17 protein-coding genes are annotated in these 16843 nt (G+C 45.4%); 8 read left to right on the top strand and 9 right to left on the bottom strand.

All coding sequences use genetic code 11. From position 1 onward, the window contains the following. From WBA23_RS24465 to WBA23_RS24455, 3 genes are all read right to left on the bottom strand, one after another. Positions 1–1104, bottom strand: a 1104-nt coding sequence (locus WBA23_RS24465; protein WP_424584903.1) for a sodium:solute symporter family transporter, incomplete at its 3' end; no start/stop codon positions are given. 303 nt (positions 1105–1407) lie between these two features. Next, complete coding sequence (locus tag WBA23_RS24460; protein WP_424584902.1) at positions 1408–2388, bottom strand: hypothetical protein; 981 nt, start codon at positions 2386–2388, stop codon at positions 1408–1410. 74 nt (positions 2389–2462) lie between these two features. Beyond that, positions 2463–3617: a DUF819 domain-containing protein gene (locus WBA23_RS24455; RefSeq protein WP_424584901.1), complete on the bottom strand. Its 1155-nt coding sequence runs from the start codon at positions 3615–3617 to the stop codon at positions 2463–2465. 135 nt (positions 3618–3752) lie between these two features. Between WBA23_RS24455 and trpB the strand changes: the two genes are divergently transcribed. The 6 genes from trpB (at position 3753) to trpA (ending at position 9263) form a co-directional block, all read left to right on the top strand. Then, positions 3753–4961 carry a tryptophan synthase subunit beta gene (gene trpB, locus WBA23_RS24450; RefSeq protein ID WP_424584900.1) on the top strand — a complete coding sequence of 403 codons (1209 nt, stop codon included), beginning with the start codon at positions 3753–3755 and terminating at the stop codon, positions 4959–4961. A 153-nt stretch (positions 4962–5114) separates the two neighbouring features. Then, a complete protein-coding gene (locus WBA23_RS24445; RefSeq protein WP_424584899.1) occupies positions 5115–5942 on the top strand; it encodes a bacteriorhodopsin in 828 nt (275 codons plus the stop codon). 112 nt (positions 5943–6054) lie between these two features. Further along, positions 6055–6195 carry a hypothetical protein gene (locus tag WBA23_RS24440; RefSeq protein ID WP_424584898.1) on the top strand — a complete coding sequence of 47 codons (141 nt, stop codon included), beginning with the start codon at positions 6055–6057 and terminating at the stop codon, positions 6193–6195. A 339-nt stretch (positions 6196–6534) separates the two neighbouring features. Continuing rightward, a complete protein-coding gene (locus WBA23_RS24435) occupies positions 6535–7581 on the top strand; it encodes a DNA-methyltransferase (protein ID WP_424584897.1) in 1047 nt (348 codons plus the stop codon). Between the two features lie 23 nt (positions 7582–7604). Then, positions 7605–8447: an ATP-grasp domain-containing protein gene (locus WBA23_RS24430; RefSeq protein WP_424584896.1), complete on the top strand. Its 843-nt coding sequence runs from the start codon at positions 7605–7607 to the stop codon at positions 8445–8447. A 30-nt stretch (positions 8448–8477) separates the two neighbouring features. Continuing rightward, complete coding sequence (gene trpA / locus WBA23_RS24425; RefSeq protein ID WP_424584895.1) at positions 8478–9263, top strand: tryptophan synthase subunit alpha; 786 nt, start codon at positions 8478–8480, stop codon at positions 9261–9263. Between the two features lie 31 nt (positions 9264–9294). Here the strand turns inward: trpA and WBA23_RS24420 are convergent, their stop codons facing one another. The 4 genes from WBA23_RS24420 to WBA23_RS24405 all read right to left on the bottom strand — a co-directional run bounded on the left by WBA23_RS24420 (position 9295) and on the right by WBA23_RS24405 (position 12239). Then, positions 9295–9675, bottom strand: a complete 381-nt coding sequence (locus WBA23_RS24420) for a hypothetical protein (protein WP_424584894.1) — start codon at positions 9673–9675, stop codon at positions 9295–9297. 306 nt (positions 9676–9981) lie between these two features. Then, positions 9982–10377: a hypothetical protein gene (locus WBA23_RS24415; protein ID WP_424584893.1), complete on the bottom strand. Its 396-nt coding sequence runs from the start codon at positions 10375–10377 to the stop codon at positions 9982–9984. A 34-nt stretch (positions 10378–10411) separates the two neighbouring features. Then, positions 10412–11278, bottom strand: coding sequence for an NAD(P)-dependent oxidoreductase (locus WBA23_RS24410; RefSeq protein ID WP_424584892.1), 867 nt, complete (start codon positions 11276–11278; stop codon positions 10412–10414). 130 nt (positions 11279–11408) lie between these two features. Continuing rightward, a complete protein-coding gene (locus WBA23_RS24405; protein WP_424584891.1) occupies positions 11409–12239 on the bottom strand; it encodes a helix-turn-helix transcriptional regulator in 831 nt (276 codons plus the stop codon). Between the two features lie 364 nt (positions 12240–12603). On the opposite strand from WBA23_RS24405, the gene WBA23_RS24400 reads away from it, so the two are divergent. After that, positions 12604–13257, top strand: a complete 654-nt coding sequence (locus tag WBA23_RS24400; RefSeq protein ID WP_424584890.1) for a hypothetical protein — start codon at positions 12604–12606, stop codon at positions 13255–13257. Positions 13258–13264: 7 nt separating this feature from the next. Here WBA23_RS24400 and WBA23_RS24395 read toward each other — a convergent pair whose 3' ends face one another. Together WBA23_RS24395 and WBA23_RS24390 are read right to left on the bottom strand one after the other, a co-directional pair. Beyond that, positions 13265–14611 carry an enolase C-terminal domain-like protein gene (locus WBA23_RS24395; protein ID WP_424584889.1) on the bottom strand — a complete coding sequence of 449 codons (1347 nt, stop codon included), beginning with the start codon at positions 14609–14611 and terminating at the stop codon, positions 13265–13267. Positions 14612–14755: 144 nt separating this feature from the next. Beyond that, positions 14756–15409: a LysE family translocator gene (locus WBA23_RS24390; protein WP_424584888.1), complete on the bottom strand. Its 654-nt coding sequence runs from the start codon at positions 15407–15409 to the stop codon at positions 14756–14758. Between the two features lie 354 nt (positions 15410–15763). On the opposite strand from WBA23_RS24390, the gene WBA23_RS24385 reads away from it, so the two are divergent. After that, positions 15764–16420, top strand: a complete 657-nt coding sequence (locus tag WBA23_RS24385) for a hypothetical protein (protein WP_424584887.1) — start codon at positions 15764–15766, stop codon at positions 16418–16420. The last annotated feature ends 423 nt before the right edge of the window (positions 16421–16843 follow it).

Here is a 16843-nt window from a genome sequence, read left to right as displayed (position 1 = left end):
GTGGGCGTCGGTACGCTGGGGTTGCCAGTAGGTTCGGTAGGTATCTACCACTAACAAAGATGCCCCCCAGTTCAGAAACGCTTCAATCGTAGAGACGAACCCCATCAGAAATGCCAGTACGGCCAACGCCCGAAAGCCCGGAGGCAAATAAGTGATAAAGCTTTCTAAGTACATTGCTTCAGTATCCGCCGCCGTACTTTGGGTGAGGTGCTGCAACAGCAGCGCATCCTGAATCAGTCCGACAAATATGCTCATTACTGCAATCACCAGTACTGGTAAAAATGCGGCCCGAAAAGCAGCCCAGCCGTTGCGGGTACTCATGTAGCGTTGGGCCTCAATGCCCGAGCTGTCCAGAATATTCACCGACCACCACTGCACCAGCACGAACACCAGGAAATTAGATAGACTCTCCCCGCCCATCACCGAGGAGGCATTGGGTACGAGTGCCACCTTCTCGGGAAATTCAGCTTGTAACCTTGCCAAAACCTGGTTTACTCCGCCGAATTCTTGCAGAATGAATACGCAGCCAACGAGCGGGGTGATTAAGTACAGTACGGCGTTGATGGCATCGGTACGTACTTTTTGCTTAAATGCATTCTTCGTAATAGCGATTGCCAGTAGCAGAAAGGTCAGCCCTTGAGCCTGTTCGTAGCCTACATCCAGTAGCAACTGCCACAGTTTGTTTAGCCCGATCATGCCGAAGCTCACCAGGAAGATAACCACAAAGAAGCCCACGTAGACGGCCCGAAACTGATGCAAAATTGTGGCCCCTCGCCCGGAGAAGCGAAATAGGATAAACTGGTTATCCGTCATAAAGCGCAGTTTGGCCCACAACGGGGCAAAAACGATGGGGGCGATACCCGCCAATAGCAGCTTGCTATGCAAAACCCAGGTGCCGCTGTAGCCTTTGTCGGCCAGCACTCCCATTATCATCATGTCGTAAGCGGGATTCCACCAGAACATGAGCAGCGAAGCCGAAGCTAACCACCACGGAATCAGCTTTTTAGATACAAACATATCGCTGAGCGATCCAGAGCGATTGTAGATGGACACTCCCACTACAATGATTATGTAAATCGCAACAACAAGGTAATCAGGGTACATACACTATATCAAAATTTTATCTTTGATCTTAGTACACTGTAAAGTGAATAAGTTATAGTTATCAAGAAACCATCGTTACGATGAGCGAAGCTATTGGGGCGCGGTAAAGAAGCAATCCTCTCAGCAGAAGATTGCCACCAGGCGGCCCTGTTCACTGCACTACGTTCCGTTCGCAAAGATGAAATCTAGTTGAAAAAACTTACTTTACAATGTATTTAGCACCGATTGAGTTGTGGTGTAGTAGGTTAAGACTTTGAGTAAGATAAGACTAATAGTTCAATCAACAATTGCACGGTGGTTTTACTACGGTTGCGTTGCCCAACCAAGTTCAGCAATACGGATACCCTGCAAATCGGGTAGTAGGGTGGCAATGTACCACTGTCCTTCGTGTTGAAAGATTTCGGGAGCCGCTACGGGTAACGTACCTACAAAATACTGGTCGTCATCTACTCCAAAGTCGTACAAATTTTTAGAACGGTATACGCTGGTCTTGGGTACACTTTCTGTAACGCCATCTACCACCTTTCCGTAGGATTGGGTGCGAAATAGGTAGTAGTAGCCCGAGGGGTGCTTTACTACGAAGGGGCACTCGGCTAACCAAAATTTATCACCTCCGGCCTGCCCGCCGTAGGCCACTTTCGTTGACTCGCTCCAGTTCTTCAGATCAGTAGAAGTACGCAGATAAACCGCTCCGATTTGATCAGGATGAGCGGTGTAATAGACATAAAATGTATCATTTTCGTGCAGCACCATCGCGTCGCGGGTATTCGTTTCAGCCGGGTCGCCGAACAGGGCGGGAGAGCCATCGCGTAGTTCTCGTTCAAAGGTGACACCGTCAAAGCTAGTGGCTAAGCAGATACGGTTCCAGTCGCCGTAAAACATGTGGTAGATATTATCGATTGGGGTCACGTAGGGGGCTTGCATCCCGCCGGGTTCTTCACCTAAGGTGGTATTGGCCTGCATCGCCACTCCCATTGGCGTCCAGTCGCGGTCAGTCAAGTTCGCCGCTTGCCAGCGATGAAACAGGCGGGTTCTACCGGGTGCTTTCGTCTTCCGAATACACGACCACAGTTGCCAAGTGCTATCGGCGGCTTGCCAGATACCAAAATCCACCGGTTGCTGCTTATCGGAAGTAAGCTCACCCAAGTCGGGGTTTCCTGCCACCGTCCACCAGTTGCCTTCTATTACTGGCACCAGAGCCGGGCCGGGTTGAGAGAAGATGGGGTACGACCAGCAAAAGAAAAGACAAGTAAGACTGATCAGAAATCTTGCAGAAGATGACATATATTAAGTGTTAATCATAGCGTAAACGACATAGATCCGATAGATTGTTTGTAGGGATATAATTAATTATGCTCTTACGCTAACCACCCGGCAATTAGAAAACCAAGGTAGGTGCCCACTCCGTTGCCTAACGCCCCAACCAGGATTCCTGGTAAGTATAAATCCATTCGGTTCAGACTCTTCGCTAATGCCAGTGCGGATGAAGAACCACCAATATTAGCCTGAGAAGCGACCGCGGCTACATCCCAATCTAATTTTCCGACGGCGGCAGCTCCGAAGGTAAATAGTCCGTGCATCAGTACAATAGTAAGTACTAATACCAACAGTCGCCACGCTAGGTCTCCGATCTGGCTAAGCGCCGCAAATTCGCAGTACGCGCCAATGACCGCTAGAAACAGATAAACGCTGAACAAACCCAATACGTGTCCGCCGGGTAACTGATGGAATGCCGGAATCTGAGCTAGTAACAGGGCGATGGTGGTTAAGATAAGAATAGAGGGAATAGTAATTCCCATAGTTGCTAACCATTCAGCGAGCAGATTGGAAATCAGCAAGCTAAACAACCCTAAGCTGAGTAATATACTCAGCGAAAATACACTGACCAACTCTTTATCTCGTTCGGAGTGTTCCTCTTCCACCACCTGAGCGGCAGCCAAAGTAGGTGCTTTTTTCAATCCCCGGCGAAACAACGTAGGTACTAGCAGGGTAACTACCATCCAAAGAGCGGTAATAATATTATCCACGGCGGTCATCCCTGCGTACAGCACTCCTTCTTCCATCATATTATAGTGAATCGCTACGGCATTAAAGTTCACGCTGCCCCCGGTATACGTGCCAACAAACATCCCGCTAATGGCTGGGTACAGATCACCAAATTGCGCCGGACCATCAATCAGGTACATTCCGGTCAAGACCCCTACTACCGTGCCGATAATACCTACTCCGAACAAGATTAGCATGGGTTTCCCGGCCCGGCGAACGCTGGCTAGATTGACATCTAACAGTAAAAAAAAGATAGAAAGCGGAGCTAAGTAAGCAAAAATGCCATTGTAGACCACCGACCCTTGTGATGCCGAGGGCACGATACCTAAATTCGCCAGTAGTGCAACAAAGAGTATAACCAGCAGAGCAGTACTTAGGTGCTTAAGAAAGGTAGTGCGTACCAGATACTCGCAAATGAGTACACTAAGGCAAAGCATCGCTAATACGTAAAGTGGTTGGTCGGGCATGGTAGAACTTTAACGACAAAGTACGGAAAACTTCAGAACGCTTATGATGAATGATTAATCTTTTGCTACTGTTCATTAATCATTACTCATTATAAAACTGTTTTTGTAACTTTCCCGGCTTAACCAGCAAGAATTATGAGCGAGGTACAAGAGAAACCGCAAATATCATTTCAGGTAAACGATAATGGCTACTACGGACAGTTTGGCGGAGCCTTTATTCCTGAAATGCTGCATCCGAATATCCAGGAGCTGCGGGAGAATTATTTGGCGATTACGCAAAGCGAGGACTTTCGGCAAGAGTTTCAGCAACTACTAAAGGATTACGTAGGGCGACCCACGCCGCTCTACCACGCCGAGCGACTCTCGCAGCAGTACGGCGCTAACGTTTACTTGAAGCGGGAAGACCTGTGCCACACGGGTGCCCACAAAGTAAACAATACGATTGGGCAGATTTTGCTGGCGAAGCGGCTGAACAAAAAATACATCATCGCCGAAACCGGAGCGGGACAGCACGGGGTAGCCACGGCTACCGTCTGCGCACTCATGGGTATGGAGTGCAAGGTCTTTATGGGTGCCTTGGATACCGAGCGGCAAAAGCCCAACGTTGAGCGCATGCGGATTCTGGGGGCGGAAGTCATTCCGGCCCACAGCGGTAGCAAGACACTAAAAGATGCCACCAACGAAGCGATGCGCCACTGGATCAACCATCCCATCGATAGTCACTACATTATTGGTTCCGTGGTGGGGCCACATCCCTACCCCGATATGGTTACGCGCTTTCAGTCCGTGATCAGTGAAGAGACGAAGTGGCAGCTTCAGGAAAAAACCGGCTCGGAAGACCCCGACTACGTAGTAGCTTGTGTAGGGGGCGGCAGCAACGCAGCCGGAGCGTACTATCATTACTTAGACCGCCCCAACGTGCAACTAATTGCGGTGGAAGCCGGTGGACTGGGAGTTACTTCGGGAAGGTCGGCGGCTACTACGGCACTGGGTAAAGCGGGTATTTTGCACGGCAGCCGCTCCTTAGTCATGCAAACCGAAGATGGGCAAGTAATAGAACCTCATTCTATCTCCGCCGGACTAGATTATCCGGGTATTGGCCCGCTGCACGCGCACCTGTTCGACAGTGGACGAGCCACCTTCTACAGCGTAACCGACGATGAAGCCATGCAGGCGGGTATTCAGCTGAGCCGATTGGAAGGAATTATTCCCGCTATTGAAACTGCCCACGCCATCAGCGTACTAGCCCAAATGGACCTAAAATCCAGTGATATAGTCATCATCAACCTATCCGGGAGAGGCGATAAGGATCTGGAAACCTATATTCGGTGGGGAAAGTACTAGGCACGCGAAGTAATTTTTAGGTAACTCTAAAGTGTATTCCTAATCACCTGTATGCCTAGTAGTTTCGGTATAAACTAAACAGAATTGTTTCGTAGCGGTTATTCTGGTTAAACATTTTTATTTTCTCCGTTTTCACCTTTTTAACCTGTTTCTATGAATAATATTGAAAACATATACAGCTACACTGCGAGTCAGTTTGAGGCAATAGACCACTTACTGACAATGGGAGTAGGAGCACACATAGCCGCGCTGGTTTTTTTCTTGATTGTTAGCCGGTTTGTATCTCCGAGGTATCGGATTGCCACGGCCCTATCTTGCGTCGTAATGGTGAGTGCTGGTCTTATTCTGTTCAGTCAAGCTCAGTTGTGGACTGAAGCCTTTGCCTACAATGCTAGTACTGAACTGTACGAACTTCAGCAGTTGACTTTTAGCAATGGATTTAGGTACGTTAACTGGATGGTCACCATTCCTTGCTTACTAGTGCAGTTGCTAATTGTATTGGGTATCGGGCGACAGCAGATTTTTAAAGATGCTGCTAAGCTTATATTAGCGGCCTGGGGCATGATCATTACCGGATACATAGGTCAACTTTACGAAGTAAGTGATATTAGTCAACTGATGATCTGGGGAGCGATTAGTACTGTGTTTTTTGTAGTGTTATTATACATTGTAGGAATGCGAGTAGGAAAATTACGACATTCTATGCCGGCCCCTACCAACAATACCATTATGACCGTATTTGTCGTAATTCTCTTTGCCTGGACACTATATCCTATAGCTTACCTGATCCCCTATCTTGCTACCGGAGCCGAGGGGGTAGTCACTCGTCAATTATTGTTTACCGTGGCTGATGTGACCAGTAAGGTGATCTACGGAATCATGATTACCTATATTGCGGTACATCGTTCAGCATCAGAAGGCTATGAACCGGCTATGGAAGTTATAGGAAGAGATGGTTATCGCGATCAGGTAAATGCCTAACAACTGCCGTGGTATACTATTTAGTGGTTGGAAGGCAAGAATTTGTTCTGAGTAAAGGCATTCAAATACTTAGAATGAACTCAATTAGAAAAGTTTAGCGGACCTTCCGGGTTTGAAAGCGGTAATAGACTCAAGTGAGCTATTACCCTCAAATCTGCTAGATGCTATGATTGCTGACTATTTTGACAATCCGTTGTTGGAAGATATTTGGTTAACGAAAAATTATGAAGGTATTCCGATTGCTGTAGCCTAGTGTGTCCCCGAAAAAATGATTGAGGACACTTACAATCTGTACCTAATTACAATCCACAAAAATCAGCAGGGCAAAGGGGTTGAAACCAAGATAGTGAACTATATCGAACAATACCTTCAAGACGATGGCATAGGATATCACTGGTAGAAACTTCTGGTCTGCCAGAGTTTGAACTTACCCGCAAGTTTTACGATAAGTGTGGTTACAAGTGGGAAGCGGTTATCCGGGATTTTTATCAAGAAGGAGAAAATAAGATAATCTTCCGGAAGAAATTAAATTAGCTACAAATGGCGTAAATTGTAGGCAATAGTACTAAACCAAATAAACTGTAGTGTTAGTATGGCAGAAAAGTCTGACTCGGTTCCCTCTCAAATCTCCACCAATCAACCTTCCTACCAAATCTATAATCAAAGCAGCTACGGATTAGAGAGTATTGCCGATAAAAGTATCGATGCAATAATTACCGATCCACCCTACGGTATTGGGTTTCAGGCGCATGAATGGGATAAGGCTCTACCTAAGCGTAAGATTTGGCAAGATTGCTGCCGAGCTTTGAAGCCTGGTGGTTATGCGCTAGTTTTTTCTTCCATTCGTTTGATGCATCATTTAATGCTGGATTTAGAGAAATCGGGTTTTCGTATTAAGGACGTACTGATGTGGGCTTTTCTAAATGGTATGCCGAAGAGTCGTGATGTAGGGTTGGATATTGATAAAGAACTGGAAGTAGAAAGTACTAAAGTGGGTACTTACAATTATGTGCAAGGCTATAAAAAGGGAGGAGCTGATAATTACCGCGCGGCGGACCGCTACGCAGGTAAAAAGAAATATCGTTGTGAACCGGCTAGTGAAGAAGGAAAATACTACCAGGGCTGGGGCATGGGAATCAAGCCTTGCTACGAGCCAATCATCATGGTGCAGAAACCGCTACCCAAAGGAGTGAATGTTGCCCAAAATATGCTGGAGCACGGTACCGGAGCGTTAAATCTGGAAGATACGCGTATGCCCTACGAAGAAGGCGAAGGCAAGGTTGGTCATAACCCTCATCCAAAAGGTAGAGTAACTGGCAACGTACTTCGCACTTTCCCCATTGAAGATGGCTACGATAAATTCTTTCTGGTACCCAAGGTGCGTCAGCACGCTGAAGAATACAATTATCACCCCACTAAAAAGCCAGTAGACCTAATGGAGCATTTAATCAAGTTAATCACTCACGAAAAAAGTACGGTGCTTGATCCATTTACCGGTAGCGGAAGCACTGGTGTAGCTTGTGTAAATAATTATCGCAGATTTATCGGGTTTGAGAAAGATACCGACTACGTAGCCATCGCCGAAAGAAGGTTAGCCTCAGCCTGTCAGAAGTTTACAGAAGATCAAAAGGGACAATAATGCGAAATTGCGTTTTCCTTACAATGGATAGCCTAGAAGGCTTCGTAAGTGATGATGCGCTTTTTTACGAACCTTTGGCACAGTTAGGCTGGCAAGTTCACTCCGTTTCTTGGCGCAGCACCGATACGAACTGGAACGACTACGATGCCGTAATTATCCGCACCCCCTGGGATTATCAGCAAGAACCTCAGGCATTTTTGGAGGCGCTAAGTCGGATTGAATCTTCCGGTGTGCCGCTAGAAAATGGCCTGGATGTGGTGCAGTGGAACATTGAAAAGACCTATTTACGTAATCTGGAAAAGCGGGGTATCAGCATTGTGCCTACGCAGTGGGCCACTACATTTCAGCGCGATGTGGTTGAAAAGTGGTGGCAGGAGTGGAATACTCCCGAATTGATTATTAAACCCACGATCAGTGCCAATGCGGATGATACCTTCTGGATTTCTAAGCAAACCAGCGAAGAAGTATGGGAAACAGTAGCTGAAACATTCCGGGAGCGTTCGTTCATGGTACAACCGTTTGTGTCGGCAATTTTAGCCGAAGGTGAGTATTCGCTGTTCTTCTTTGGCGGTGAGTACAGCCACGCTATTGTCAAAATTCCTAAACCTAATGATTTTCGGGTGCAGGAAGAACACGGTGGACGTATTCAATCCACCCAGCCTACGACGGAACTAAGACAGATCGCCCAGCAGATTTACGACGCTATTCCCTACCATCCCCTGTACGCCCGCATTGACTTGGTTCGCTTGCCAACCAAAGAATTTGCGCTGATGGAAGTAGAATTGATCGAACCTTCGTTGTATTTTCGCACCAATGCCGAATCGCCTTACCGCTTTGCCCGAGCGATTGATGCGCGTTTTCGCTAATTCTTAACTGCACATTGTACATTGCTAATTATGACCCAAACTACCCACCGAATAGATCAGCTTTTTCAGCAAAAAAAAGGGAATATTTTATCCGTTTACTACACCGCCGGATTCCCTCAATTGGATGATACGGTTCGGGTTGCTGAATATTTACAGCAGGCCGGAGCGGATTTAATTGAGATCGGAATGCCCTACTCCGATCCGCTGGCTGATGGGCCGACTATTCAGGATAGCAGTCAGCGAGCACTAGACAGTGGCATGAGTATTAAGGTGCTGCTGAAACAATTGCAAGGTATCCGAGAGAAAGTAGATATTCCCCTGATTCTGATGGGCTACTTGAATCCAGTGATTCAGTACGGGGTGGAAAACTTTTGTAAGCAGTGTCAGCAGATTGGAGTAGATGCGCTCATTATCCCGGACTTACCGATGCAAGCCTATTTGGATGAATACAAAGAATTGTTTGAATCCTACGGGTTATACAATATTTTCCTAATCACTCCCCAAACGTCCGAAGAGCGTATTCATTTGATCGATGAGCACTCGCATGGATTTATTTACATGGTATCGTCGGCCAGTGTCACCGGGGCGAAGGGAGATATTACTGAGCAGCAGATTACTTACTTCAACCGTATTCAGGCCATGCAGCTACGCCACCCGCAGCTGATTGGCTTCGGAATTTCTAACCACAAAACATTCAATCAGGCTTGCCAGTACGCCCAGGGAGCCATTATTGGTAGTGCCTTTATTAAAGTGCTTGCTAAGGGTGGGGATTTAGAGCAAGGCATCTCCGATTTCATAAGCTCAGTGACCAAATAGAAGAAGTTGTCCAGATGTATCGGCTCCTGATTTAAAGAACCACAATATTTTGTTTGATTTCTACCGAAGCAGATAAGCTATCCTGAGCTACCCACCAGTAGATAATAATCCGATCACCCTCACGTAGTAAACCGTCTGACATGATATCATCCCACGGAACTGCTTTGCTATCTCCGTTAGCAATAGTATTTTCTTCCCGAGAAGAGGGCCCCCAATCAATCAAATATGATGTCTCTTCTTCCACGGCAAAGTAAGAGATCGGTTTTCCATGATTATTTTCAATCACCACCGTTTCGTCAACTACTTTGGTCGTGACCCCTGCCTGGGTGAAGATGCCATCATCAGAATCATTGCATTGGGTTAGCAGTATAAGTAAACTAATCAGTAATCCAAAGTATCGCAAAAAGTGCATAGGTTTCTTTTAACTACAGACACTGTGGATTACCAAAAGGTTGGGTTGTTATTTCTTTTCACTCAAAAACTGAGGAGTTGCAGAAAAATATGAGCGACCTAATCCACTTTTAGCAAGCCTACCAGCACGCCCTGGGAGAGATTATCATCAGTGCTTCTATCAAAGTATTAGCCGAGAGCATCAATTTGGAGAAAGATATTTATGAATTTATCTAATTCAATTACCAGATAGACCAAATTTCGGAAGTGAAAAAACTATCCGCTGCGATTAAACAAGCACCTGGAAAACTTCTGAAGTCTTGCCATTCTATAAAACAACGATATTTTGATTCATAACTGCTGAAGTTATGAACTCTGACTCAGCCACCCACCAGTAGATAATAATCCGATCTTCTCTTTGAGGTGAACCGTCCGACATAATTTCCTCCCACAGAACAACTTTACTACTGCCATTAGCAATAGTGTTTTCTGGTCCTGATCGAGCCGCCCAGTTAGTGAGTTGATCTGTTTCGTACTCTATTGCAAAGTATGAAATTGGCTTTTCGTGGTTATTCTCAATCACCACTGTTTCCCCAATCACCTTGGTGGTTACACCCTCTTGAACGAAATCTTGGTCATCACAATTTTCGCAACTTGACAGCAGCAGTAATAAAACCGATAATGATATTAGGATACGTAACCGATACATAGATTCTCTTTTCATTATAGACCCACTTAGCGACCAAAAGGTTGGGCTCCTACTTCTTTTCACCTAAGAACTGATGGATTGCGGCGAAATCAGCACGTCCTAATCCGCTCTGGCTGGCGTGGGCATACAGTTCTTTGGCCAAGTTCGCTAGATACAACGGTTGTTGATGCTCGTAAGCGGTAAGAGCCGCCAGATGCAAATCTTTATGCATCAGTTCCAGTGGAAACTGCACTTCGTAATTTCCCGAACGAATCATATCAGTTTTAGCCTGAACGAAGGGCGCAACTACCGGCAAACCAGGCATGGTATTTAGTAAAAAATCCTGGCTCAATCCCATCTTTTCGCCTAACAGTAGCGTTTCGGAAAATAAAATCATCGACTGGGCGAGCATAGCGTTCACTAGCATCTTAAACGAAGCTCCTTTACCCACTTCGCCTACGTGAATCACTTTTTTGCTCATCAATTGAAGGAGACTTTCTACTTCTGATAGGTCTGATATTTCACCCCCAACGAAAAATACTAACTCAGCGTGCTCCGCCTGCGGTTTTGATCCAGCTACTGGGGCATCCATAAACCGTACTCCGCGAGCATCCGCCATTTGTCCCGCCCGAACTGAAAAGGAAGGATTTACTGTAGAGCAGTCAATCCAGAGAGCATCTTTCTTCATTGCGGTCAAGCCACCGTCGTTTTCTAGCATTACTTGGCTAACTACTTTCGGAGACGATAGCATAGTAATCACTACATCCGCATCGGCTACCGCTTCGGTTGATGAGTTGGCTCCGGTAGCCCCCTGCGAAACCAGTGCTTGTACTGACTCTGGCGAGCGGTTGTAAACCGAGAGTTCAACGTCATTTTTTAGTAGGTTGGAAGCCATACGGCTACCCATAATTCCTAATCCGATAAAAGCTACGTGCATAATTAAAAATTGAAAATTAATCCCGGATTTGTTCCGGGGGGATAATTGATAATGTAATGAAGTAAAGGTAGCTCAAGCAATTTCAGAAAACTGCGGGGTATCGGGCAGAATACCGGATTTCAGTCAGGACTTAGCGTACGGCCAAGGTGTTTTGCTTAATCTGTTGTTTAGGGGTATGGCCAAACTGCTTTTTGTACTCACTAATGAAGTGCGATACATTTTCGTAGCCTACACGAAAGGCAATCTGCGTTACGTCGTGCTGAGTAGCCTGTAGTAGATCATTGGCTTTTTCCATCCGCTGGCGGATAATCCACTGGCGCGGGGTGGTTCCGAACTTTACTTTAAATTCTCGGCGAAAAGTAGACTCACTCCGCCCCGTTAGGTAGGCATAGTCGGCGATAGAGAGTGGCTTATCGTAATGATCCGCCATAAATTGGCGAATATTCTGTTGGGGTCTGTTCTCTGCTCGGGTTATTTCGGCCACTAGTGTCGCCGAACGATTGGTAGCTAATAGCGCAAAAAACTCCTGAATTTTGATATTTTGTAAAATTGGAGTGAGGTTTGGAATCTCGCGCAACCACGGTAGCAGCGACTGCCAGAACAACCGAACTGGCGGTGGGGTTAGAAATTTTCCCCAGGGCTGAACCGTTGAATTCTCCGGCAGCGGGGTTAAGCCATTCACCAGTCCAGAGCTACTTAGCAGACTATCTTCAAAAAATAGTAAGTACGCTTCAAATCTACCGTCGGTAGAAATGAAATCGTTTACGGTGTATAGTCCTCGCCGTATCACTGCCGACTGTCCAGCTTGTATTCTTATTGTATTCCCTCCGTCATCTTGAATAGACTGTTCGCCCTGCATCACTGTAGTGATCACGTGCTTAGACAGGTAGCTTTGTCGACCATCCATTGAGTCTTCTAACACTTTTCGTAAGAGTATAGCTTCAGGAGATTGTACTAGCAACGTTGTAAAGCTCGCTCCAAGAAGACGTTTCGGGACACTAATCATAACACAGGTTTAGGCCAACGAAAATACGTACTCCGACGCTGCTGACCAAAATACGCAGAAACGTGAGCAGAAATATAATATTATCACTAGCGTTGTGAATAAGAATATATACCGCTTACATTTCAAGATTCTCTAGTGTTTCTTATACCAAAGTGGATATATCTAAGGAGGGAGAATGCTTAAAATGTACAATTTTTGTTAACTTTGCCCCAATCAATTGAACCTACGAATACACTAGGCTGTTTTTTTGAATTGATAGGACTTACGCTACCTTTGTAGCCTTGCTACTAGCGTAATTGATTAACCGCAAGTATCTGCTATGAAAACACTTAACCTACGCACCACTTTTATTGCTATTTCTTTTTTTGGGATCATGTTTTTTATCAATGGTCCGGCTGTAGCCCAGCAGGAAAACAGCAACTCTAATAATCAGCCCTTACCCCAGCAGTTTGGGGAGATGGTACAAGAGTCTAATTCAGTAACATCGAAGTCGGGTAATGAATACCGAGTAGTAAGTCTTAACCGATTGAACCGATTTTGGAAGAACGCCCAAGATTCTTTAAAGAATGTTCGTCAGGATTTGCAGCAAACCCAAGAGAGGGTAGCAACTCAGGAAGCAGACTTGAATTCGGTGAATGCTAGCGTGCGGGAAAAGGATGCCATTATTGCGGCTAGCGATCACGATAGCACTCACATTTCAGTACTAGGTATTGATTTCCCAAAGTCAGGATTTCTGAATTTCTTCTGGATTGCCGTGCTCATATTAACACTGCTGTTAGCCGGAGCAGTCTATCAGTACCGTAGTAGCCAGAACGTAACTTCTAAAACCCGTAAAGATTACCGAAAGCTCCAGCACGAACTGGAGGAATTCCGGAAGACATCGTTAGAAAAAGAGCGCCGTTTACGCCGGGAGCTTCAAACCGAGCGTAATCTGGTAGAAGAACTTAAAGTAACGGCTTCTCAAAAGCGATAGCGCTAGGCTAGGGGCGTACCGGAGTACCGTCTCCTTTGCGTAGCTGGGTCCAGTTGTAATCATATTTCTCGGGAAACGGATACTTTAGAGCTACTTCTTCGTTCACATCAACTCCCAGTCCCGGAACTTCATTAACGTACATATAGCCATCTTTCATGGTTGGTGCACCGGGGAAGATTTCTCGTAGCGTATCGGAAAAATTCACAGCTTCCTGAATACCAAAGTTCCAAACTGCTAAGTCAATATGGGCATTGGCCGCATGACCTACCGGAGAAACGTCACCTGGACCGTGCCAAGCAGTTTTCACGTTAAACCACTCACCCAAACGGGCTACCTTCACGGCAGGAGTTATACCTCCAATCTGCGAAATATGAATCCGGATAAAGTCAAACAGTCGTTCGGTCATCGGTTTTACCCACTCGTGTGGACTGTTATAGAGTTCACCCATGGCAACAGGTACAGTGGTTTGCTGGCGTAGCATGGGGAAGTAACCAATATTCTCAGGTGAAAAGGGGTCTTCGATAAAGAAAGGCCGGTATTCTTCCAGCGATTTCACCAGATTAATTGCGTCTAATGGTTGCAATCTTTCGTGCACATCGTGCAGTAGCTCTACCACTTCGCCACATTCCTTTCGTACCCCTTCAAACAGTTTGGGTACCGATTTCATGTACAGATACGGATTCATGTAATTATCATCTTCCGCTCCGAAGCCTGCCTTTTTGAAATCAGGAGTTTGATCCACGGTATTACCGTATCCACCCAGCATTTGGGCGGCTCCGTATCCGCCTAACTGGATACGCACGTGGCGATAACCTTCTTCTGTAAAACGTTGCACATTTTCTACCACTTCCTCTACTGTCTTCCCGCCCCCGTGGGCATAGCAATCTACTGCAAAACGGCACTTACCACCAAGTAATTGGTACACTGGCATACCCGCTCGCTTGCCCTTAATATCCCACAGAGCCTGATCTAAACCACTGAGGGCATTATTGAGCACTGGGCCGTTGCGCCAGTAAGAGCTTACGTAGGTGGTTTGCCAAATGTCTTCAATGTTGTCTACATCTTTACCTCGACAGAAATCATCTAAATAATCGTTTATAGCCGATACCACTGCGTGAGCCCGCTGCCGAAAGGTAGCACAGCCTACTCCATATAGTCCGGGTTCACTGGTTTCTACTTTTACTACAATGAGTTCGATGCCGTGCGGGCAGGTAGGAATTGCTTTTACTTTAGTGATAGTGATAGGTTTCATACCTCGGTTCAGATTATGTTGGTTAGCAGTAGCGGTTGTCGCTGGAACGGTAAAGCCTAATCCAGCCAGTCCCAGCCCCTTAAGTGCGTCTCTTCGTTGCATAGTATGTAGTCGTTAGGTTAATTGAATTCCTAAACTAATAGAAAATAAAATACGAAGCTAGTATTAGAGTGTTCAGGTGTTCAGGTGTTCAAATCACTCAACTTCCATGAACACATGAGTACTCGAACACATGAACATAATAAACTACCACACTTCAGTAATCAATCGAAACGCCTGATACCCTCCCAAAGAAAGAAGCATGCCGCCGGTGATTTTATTTGTCCATTGGGTAAAACGGTTCAGTTGGGAAGAAAGCCATTGTCCCGCTTGGGCGTACAACAATAAAGAAAAAAAGCGGCCTATCGATACTCCCAACATAAGCCCCAGTGAATTACTAAATTCGGCCAGAATTATCCACCCCTGCGACTTTGCGTAGAGCAAACCTAGCGTAATAAAAGCCAAGCTTTGCGGATTGATAATGCCAAAAGCCAGTCCCGTACTAAAGAATCCCCACCTACGCTTAGGCGACTGTGATTTTTGTTTTTGTTGGGGAGAGGAAAACCAAAAATATAATCCTACTACCAATAAAATAATGAGGGCGGCTATATCTACGTAGATATTATTAATCAATTCGCGACCCAGCCACTGATTAAGCGTGACGGCTAAGTAAGTATAAAAGATTTCTACTACGGCGGCTCCTAGTGCTATGAAGACTGCGGGCCGAAACGCTCGGGTAATTGCTGCATTCAGCACCACCATATTCACCGTTCCGAAGGGAAGGTAGCCTACGAACGCCATAGCAAGAGCAACTAAAAAGTTGGTTAGCACGGTGTAACTTCTTACTTCAACAAATCGCACCAGTTTGGTGAAACCGCAGATTTATAGATTAACTACCGTCTCAAAAAATGCGTTGGCTGGGTACGTTCCGTAAAAGTAAAAAAGCTTAGAATTAAAATCCAGTATCTTCCCTCAAGAGTAGTGTAGGTGCGTTTAGTTAAAGGTTAACCCAGATACTATTAGTCACAGATTTTATACGTAATACTCGAAACAGCTAAAAATTAAGAAGACATCGTGGCTGTAGAACCCAATGGATCAATAGGGTTTCAAATTAATTTCGAGAAAGCGAAAGTTCTTAAAATCAAGTATCCCTCTTCAGTTGGATATTTACGATAAGAGTCATATCTTATGTTAACACAAATAACTTTTAGCGATATGCTCACTTATTACAAGCGATCACTGGTGTTTGCTCTATTTTTTATAGTTCATATCCAGTTGCTTTACGGTCAGAAGGGTGAAATTTACCGGATTAATACTGGTCAGAAAATAAACGAAGCTCTGCCAATGGAGGTAAAATATCGCTACGAAACATTCCAAACTGGAACCGTTCTTTTTTACAATGGCAAAACATCGACGGGAAAACTGAACTACAATATTTTGCTAGGCGATATGCAGTTTGTTGATCGCTCGCGAGACACTCTTTCACTAGCAAACCGAGAAACGATCAAGCATGTCAAAATTAATAATGATCTGTTTTTTTACGATGAAAAACACGGATATATGGAGGTAGTAGAGGAATATCCATCAGTAAAATTGGCCGTTCATCAGCAGTTTGTTCCTATAGCTCGGGAAAAATCGGGAGGCTTCGGGCAATCTACTGGTACGTCTGCGGTTCGTGAGTACGGCTCAGTTAACTCGGGTAGTGGAGGAATAAATCAGTTGGAGATGAAAGGAGACGTGCTAGTCACTCAAAAAGCAAACTATTTACTGATTGATAAAAACCAACGCGCTCGTCGAGCCAACCGCTCTGGAATTTTACGGGCGTTTAGCAAGGGAAAAAAAAGAAATCAATACCTATCTGAAAGATCATAGTATCAATTTCAATCGCCTGGAAGACCTTCAAGCTCTACTTGAATTCTGCAATGAAGTTGCCTCTGGGGCGCAGTCCAGGGCTAACTAATTGATAAAGTAAATTTCTTTCTACCGTAATCATATCCTACCAATTAACACTAAGCTCCAGTTCGATGCCATTTTCGTTGGCCTCTATGTAGTTCGCTTTTTTGTAAAAGTGGAAAACACTCTCTCAATGCTGCTAGTTCTGACTATTTCCAGGTAGGATTGATGAAGCAGGGTAAGGCAGGATGAGGTTTGAATTAAAATTTTTCTATTTTGATCTATCCAACCGCCCGGTTTGCTAAATTATTAGTAGTATGGGTGGCTAACAACAACCTAATTATGTCTGCTAATATGATCAGAATAGTACTATTGGTCTGGCTACTCGTTACAACAGTATTC

Origin of the sequence: Tunicatimonas sp., from assembly GCF_049647865.1 — a bacterium.
Classification (GTDB): domain Bacteria; phylum Bacteroidota; class Bacteroidia; order Cytophagales; family Cyclobacteriaceae; genus Tunicatimonas.
The sequence above is the reverse complement of the archived record's forward strand: the minus strand, read 5'-3'. Positions and strand labels throughout refer to the sequence as shown.